1 protein-coding gene is annotated in these 6,779 nt (G+C 73.4%); it reads right to left on the minus strand.

What is annotated here, in order from left to right:
- The coding region (locus tag IEY93_RS36940) for a type I polyketide synthase (RefSeq protein ID WP_189167816.1) at nt 1-6,740 on the minus strand (6,740 nt) is incomplete at its 3' end.
- Nucleotides 6,741-6,779: the final 39 nt, after the last annotated feature.

Below are 6,779 nucleotides of genomic sequence, written 5' to 3' on the forward strand. Positions count from 1 at the left end.
TCACTCACCACATCCCCCGGAGCCGCCACCACCGCACCCCGGGTCACCACCACCAGACGCGAACCCGCGAACCGATCATCGGCCAGCCAGTCCTGGGCCATGTCGAGTACGCCGTGTGCCGCCTCCCTGGTGCCCGCGGGCGCGGCCACCAGGACGAACTCCGGTGCCGGCTCCGCGGCGGCGAGCGCGTTCAGGTCGGCGTAGACGTCCGCGCCGGTGCCCAGGTCGTCAGCACCCAGCACGGCCCAGAGAGGTACGGGCGCGGCGGGCGTCGCGGGGAGGGCACTCCACTCCAGGTGGTACAGCACGTCTTGGCCGGCGGCGACGAGGTCGGCGGTGGCGAGCGGTCGCAGGGTCAGCGCCTTGATCTCGGCGACCGGCGTCCCGGTCGCGTCGGCCATCGCGACGCTGATGGCGACGGTGCCGTTGCCGTTCCCCTCGCCGGCTCCGCGACCGACCTTGATCCGCAGCCCGGTGGCCCCGGCGGCGTGCAGGGACACATCGGTCCAGGCGAACGGCAGGTAGGGGCGTCCCGGCTCCGGGGCGGGCACCACTCCGCCGAGCGCGGTGGCGTGCAAGGCGGCGTCGAGCAAGGCGGGATGGATGCCGAACCGAGTGGCCTCCTCGTGGGCCTCCTCCGGCAGTTCGATCTCGGCGAACACCTCTCCGTCCCGGCCCCACGCCCGCACCAGGCCCTGGAACAGCGGCCCGTACTCCAGACCGATCCCTGCCAGATCGTCGTACAAGGCATCGACGTCGATCGGCTCCGCGCCCACCGGCGGCCACTGCGCCAGTTCGGCGAACTCGGCGGCCGAAGCGGAGACGCCTCTCTCGCCGGTGGCACCCATGCCGCCGGTCACGTCCGCCGTGCCATCGGTACCGGTCACCGCGAGCACGCCCTCGGCGTGCCGAGTCCATTCGGCGTCCGGGCCGTCCTGCGGCTGCGAGTGGAAGGTGATCGGGCGGGCGCCGGACTCATCGGCCGCGCCCGCGACCAGCTGCACCCGGACCGCGCCATCGGCCGGGACGACCAGCGGCGCCTGCAAGGTCAGCTCCTGCAGCGACCAGCACCCCAGCTCATCCCCTGCCCGGATGGCCAGCTCCACCAGCGCCGCACCCGGCACGATCACCGCGCCGTTCACCACGTGATCGGCGAGCCACGGCTGTGCCTCCAGCGACAACCGGCCGCTGAACACCACCGACTCCCCGCCGGCCACCTCGGTCACCGCACCCCACACGGGATGCGCCACACCCGCGAGCCCGGCCACCGCCATGTCCCCCGCCTGGGCGGGAGCCGACAGCCAGAACCGCTCGCGCTGGAACGCGTACGTCGGAAGGTCCACGGGCGCGGGCCGAGCCGGCGCGAAGTAGGCGTCCCAATCCACCACGACGCCCTGAACGTGCAGCCGGCCGAGCGCCTGGACCAGGGCCAGGGCCTCGTCGCGATCCCTGCGCGCCGCCGGGACGAACACGGCGGCGGCGTCGCCGTCCAGGATCTGCTGGGCCAGGGCGGTCAGCGTGGCATCCGGGCCGACCTCCAGGAAGACGGTCGCCCCGGTGGTGCGTGCGGCCGTGACGCCGTCGGCGAAGCGGACGGGCTGCCGCACGTGCCGCACCCAGTACGCCGGGTCGGTGAGCAGACCCGGCTCGGCCACCTGCCCGGTCACGTTCGACACCACCGGGATCAACGGCTCGTTGAAGACCAGCGACGACACCGCATCCCGGAAGTCGGCGAGCATCGGCTCCATCAACGGCGAGTGGAACGCATGCGACACCCGCAACCTGCGCGTACGCATGCCCTTCTCGGCCAGCACACCGGCGATCTCCTCGACCACCTTCTCGGCACCGGAGACCACCACGGCAGAGGGACCGTTCACCGCCGCGACTCCGACCTCGTCCTCCCGGCCGGCCAGCAGCGGGAGCACGTCCTGCTCGGCAGCGGCCACCGCGACCATCGCGCCACCCGAAGGAAGCGCCTGCATGAGCCGGGCCCGGGCGGCGACCAGCGCACACGCGTCCGCCAGCGAGAACACCCCGGCGACGTGCGCGGCGGCGATCTCCCCCACCGAATGACCGGCCAGCACATCCGGTCGTACGCCCAGCGACTCAAGGAGCCGGTACAACGCCACCTCGAACGCGAACAGGGCAGGCTGCGTCATCCCGGTCTCGTCCAGCACCGCCTCAGGACCGGTGAACATCACCTCGCGCAGAGAATGCGGCAGCAGCGGGTCCAGCACCGCGCAGACCTCGTCCAACGCTTCCGCGAACACCGGGAAACGCTCCGCCAGCTCACGACCCATACCGGCCCGCTGGCTCCCCTGACCCGCGAACAGCAGCGCGACCTGCGAACGGGAACGCGTCGTCCCCGCCTGGATCACCGAATCGCTGGACCGGCCCTCGGCGAGCGCGGTGAGTGCTTCCAGCAGTCCTGCGGCGTCCGTACCGACCACGACCGCGCGCTGCTCGAGTGCCGCTCTGCCCGTGGCCAGCGACCAGCCGACATCGGCCCGGTCCAGCTCCGGGTGCTCCCGGAACCACGCGGCGAGCCGATGTCCCTGGCCGCGCAGCGCCTCGGTCGTCTTCGCGGAGACCGGCCAGGGCACCACCGCGAGGTCCGCGCCAGGCCTCGGCCCGTTCTCGGCCGCCGGCTCGGCAGGCTCCGCCGGCTCCTCCAGCACCACGTGCGCGTTGGTGCCGCTGATGCCGAAGGACGAGACCGCCGAACGGCGCGGGCCACCCCGCCGTTCCCACGGCCGGGCCTCGGTGAGCAGCTCCACGGCGCCCGCCGACCATTCGACGTGCTCGGAGCGCCGGTCGGCGTGCAGGGTCTGCGGCATGACGCCGTTGCCCATGGCCATGACCATCTTGATCACACCGGCCACACCCGCCGCCGCCTGCGTGTGACCGATGTTCGACTTCACCGATCCCAGCCACAGCGGCCGGGTCTCCGGACGGTCCTGGCCATAGGTCGCCAGCAGCGCCTGCGCCTCGATCGGGTCACCCAGCACGGTTCCCGTACCGTGCGCCTCCACCACGTCCACGTCCGCGACCGTGAGTCCGGCGTTCGCCAGCGCCTGGCGGATCACCCGCTGCTGGGACGGACCATTCGGCGCGGTCAGACCATTGCTCGCACCGTCCTGGTTCACCGCCGAACCACGCACCACGGCGAGGATCCGATGCCCGTTGCGCCGGGCGTCCGACAGCCGCTCCACCAGCAGCGTCCCGACGCCTTCCGACAGGCCGACGCCGCCGTCGGACTGGGCGAAGGCCCGGCACCGGCCGTCCACCGACAGGTTGCGCTGACGGGAGAACTCGATGAACGTCCAGGGCGTGGCCATCACGCTCACGCCGCCGGCCAGGGCGAGGTCGCACTCCCCAGCCCGCAGCGCCTGGACGGCCAGGTGCAACGCCACCAGCGACGACGAGCACGCAGTGTCCACCGTGACCGCCGGGCCCTCGAATCCGAACGTGTACGACACCCGGCCCGAGGCGACGCTGCCGGAGTTGCCGGTGCCGATCAGCCCTTCCAGCCCGTCGGGGAGCGAGGAGAGCTGCGAGGCGTAGTCGTGGTACATCACGCCGGCGAACACGCCCGTCCGGCTGCCGCGCAGAGTGTGCGGGTCGATCCCCGCCCGCTCCATCGCCTGCCAGGAGGTCTCCAGCAGGAGCCGCTGCTGCGGGTCCATGGCCAGCGCCTCACGCGGCGAGATGCCGAAGAAGCCGGGGTCGAAATCAGCCGCGTCGTAGAGGAATCCGCCGTGGCGGGCGTAGGAGGTGCCCTTGTTCGCCGGGTCGGGATCGTAGAGCTTGCCAAGGTCCCAGCCACGATCGGCGGGGAACTCGCCGATGGCGTCTCCGGCCCGCGCCACCAGCCGCCACAGGTCCTCCGGCGATTCGACCCCGCCGGGGAAGCGGCAGGCCATGCCGACGATCGCGATCGGCTCGTCGGCGACGGCGACCGTCTTCGCGGTGACCGCCGCCACCTCTGCACCGCCGAGCAGTTCGCCGGTCAGGAAGTCGACGACCGCCACGGCGGTCGGGTAGTCGAAGATCAGTGTCGCGGGCAGGCGCAGGCCCGTCGCCTCGTTGAGCTTGTTGCGGAAGTCCACCGCCATCAGCGAGTCGAAGCCGAGGTCCTGGAACGACTGCCCGTCCTCGACGGCCGAGGCGTCGGCGAAACCGAGAACCGCGGCCAGCCGGCCCCGTACCAGGCCGTCGAGCACGGAGCGCTGCCCGGCCTGCGGCAGGGCGGCCAGCCGCTGCTGGAGTGTGGCGGCCGCCTCCGACGCGGCGGTCACCACGCGGCGCGCGGGTGCGCCGACCAGGGTGCGCAGCAGCGGCGGAAGCATGTCCGCCTGGCCGGTCATGGCCTTGAGGTCCAGCCTGGCGGGCACCAGCGTGGCGCGGGCGGAGCCGAGTGCGACGTCGAACAGGGCCAGCCCGTCCTCGGCGGACAGGGGCAGCATGCCCGAGCGGGCAAGGCGCCGCAGGTCGGTCTCGGTCAGCTCACCGGTCATGCCGCCGCCTTCCCACAGGCCCCAGGCGACCGAGACGGCCGGCAGGCCCTGGGCGCGCCGGTGTTCGGCGAGTGCGTCCAGGAAGGCGTTCGCCGCGGCGTAGTTGCCCTGCCCCGCGCCGCCGAGCACGCCGGCCAGTGAGCTGAACAGCACGAACGCCGACAGATCGAGGTCCTTGGTCAACTCGTGCAGGTGCCGGGCGGCGTCCGCCTTGGGCGCGAGCACGGTGTCCAGCCGTTCGAGGGTCAGCGCGGTGAGCACGCCGTCGTCCAGCACACCGGCCGTGTGCACGACCGCTCCCAGCGGGTGCTCGTCCGGGATGGCGGCGAGTACGCCCGCCAGCGCGTCCCGGTCGCTGACGTCGCACGCCACGACGGTGACCGTGGCGCCCATCTCGTTCAGCTCACCGGCCAGCTCGGCCGCGCCGGGGGCCTGAGCGCCGCGCCTGCTGACCAGCAGCAGATGCCCGACGTCGTGCGAGGCGACCAGATGCCGGGCCACGAGTGCGCCGAGGCCGCCGGTGCCGCCGGTGACCAGCACCGTCCGCTCAGGGTCGAACGCCGTCTCCGGCGTGCCGGACGCGACGGCGCGCGACAGTCTCGGTACCCGCAGTTCACCGGCGCGGACGGCCAGTTGCGGCTCGCCGCTGTCCAGCGCCCGGCCGATCAGCGCCGCCGGAACCGTACCGGCGTCCCCATCGTGCTCGTGGTCCAGGTCCAGCAGGACGAACCTGCCCGGCTGCTCGGACTGGGCACTGCGCACCAGACCCCACACGGCCGCCTGGTCGACGTCCGGCACCGCGTCGCCCGGAGCCGCGGCGACCGCGCCGCGGGTCACGATCACCAGCCTGGACGAGCCGGACCGCTCGTCGGCCGACCGGCTCTGCAGCAGACCCAGCACCTCGTGCACGGCCGACCGCGAACCGGCCGGCGCCGCCACCAGCACCGACTCCGCGGCGGCGACCTCATCGGTGAGCGACGCCGGGCCGGAGAGGATCTCGATGGCACGAGTGCCGTCCGCCGTGCCCGGCCTCACCGTACTGATGGGCAGCGGCACCCAGTCGACCTGGAACAGCTTGTCGCGGCGCCCGCCGGCACCCGCGGCCGCCGGCCCGCCCGTCGTGACCGGGCGCACCGCCAGCGAGCCGACGGTCGCCACGGCCAGGCCGCCGGTGTCCATGAGGGTCAGGGAGACCGTTGCCGGACCGGTGGGACTGATCCGCACCCGCAGCCGGGAAGCGCCGGACGCGTGCAGGGTCACGCCGTTCCAGGCGAACGGCAGGTAGGGCCGGCCAGGTTCGGCGTCCGCCACGTATCCGCCGAGCGCGGTCGCGTGCAGCGCCGCGTCGAACAGCGCCGGATGTAACCCGAACCGGGCCGCGTCACGCGCCATGTCCTCGGGCAGCGCCAGTTCGGCGAGGACGTCGTCCCCGTCCCGCCACGCGGCCTGGAGCCCGCGGAAGGCGTGCCCATAGCCGAGCCCCATGGCGGTGAAGCCGTCGTACAGCCCGTCCAGGCCGACGGCCTGTGCTCCGTCCGGCGGCCAGACGGCGGCCTGCTCCGGAGCCGGCGCACCCGTCTCGGCGAGCATGCCGTCCGCGTGCTGGGTCCACGGCCCGTCCGGCTCGTCGTGCGGGCGCGAGTAGATGCCGAGCCGCCGGCGGCCGTCCGCACCGGGCGGATCCACGGCGACCTGGAGCTGTACGGCTCCGCGCTCGGGCAGGACGAGCGGCGCCTGGATGGTGAGCTCTTCGAGCAGCGCGCATCCTGCCTCGTCGCCGGCGCGTACGGCCAGGTCGACGAAGGCGGTACCGGGGAGAATGACCTGGCCGTTGACGGTGTGGTCGGCCAGCCACGGATGCGTGCCGACCGAGACGCGGCCGGTCAGTACGACCGCGCCGCCGCCCGCCAGACCGGTGGCCGCGCCGACGAGCGGATGCCCGGTGGCCGACAGGCCCAGGCTCTCCGCGTCGCCCGCCCCGGCGCTGTCCAGCAGCCAGTAGGGCTGGTGATCGAAGGCGTAGGTCGGCAGGTCCACCACACCCGGCTGCGACGACTCATACGCCCGCTCCCAGTCGATGTGACCGCCCCGGACCCACACCTCCCCCGCGCTGGCCCACAACCGGGCCAGACCACCCTCACCCCGGCGCAACGTCCCCACCACCACCGCGGCGTCAGCGACCCCGGCGGCCTCCAGCGACTCCTCGATCCCGACCCGCACCACCGGATGCGCACTGCACTCCACAAAACACCGGAACCCCTC

This window comes from Sphaerisporangium melleum (assembly GCF_014646695.1).
In the GTDB taxonomy this organism is placed as follows: domain Bacteria; phylum Actinomycetota; class Actinomycetes; order Streptosporangiales; family Streptosporangiaceae; genus Sphaerisporangium; species Sphaerisporangium melleum.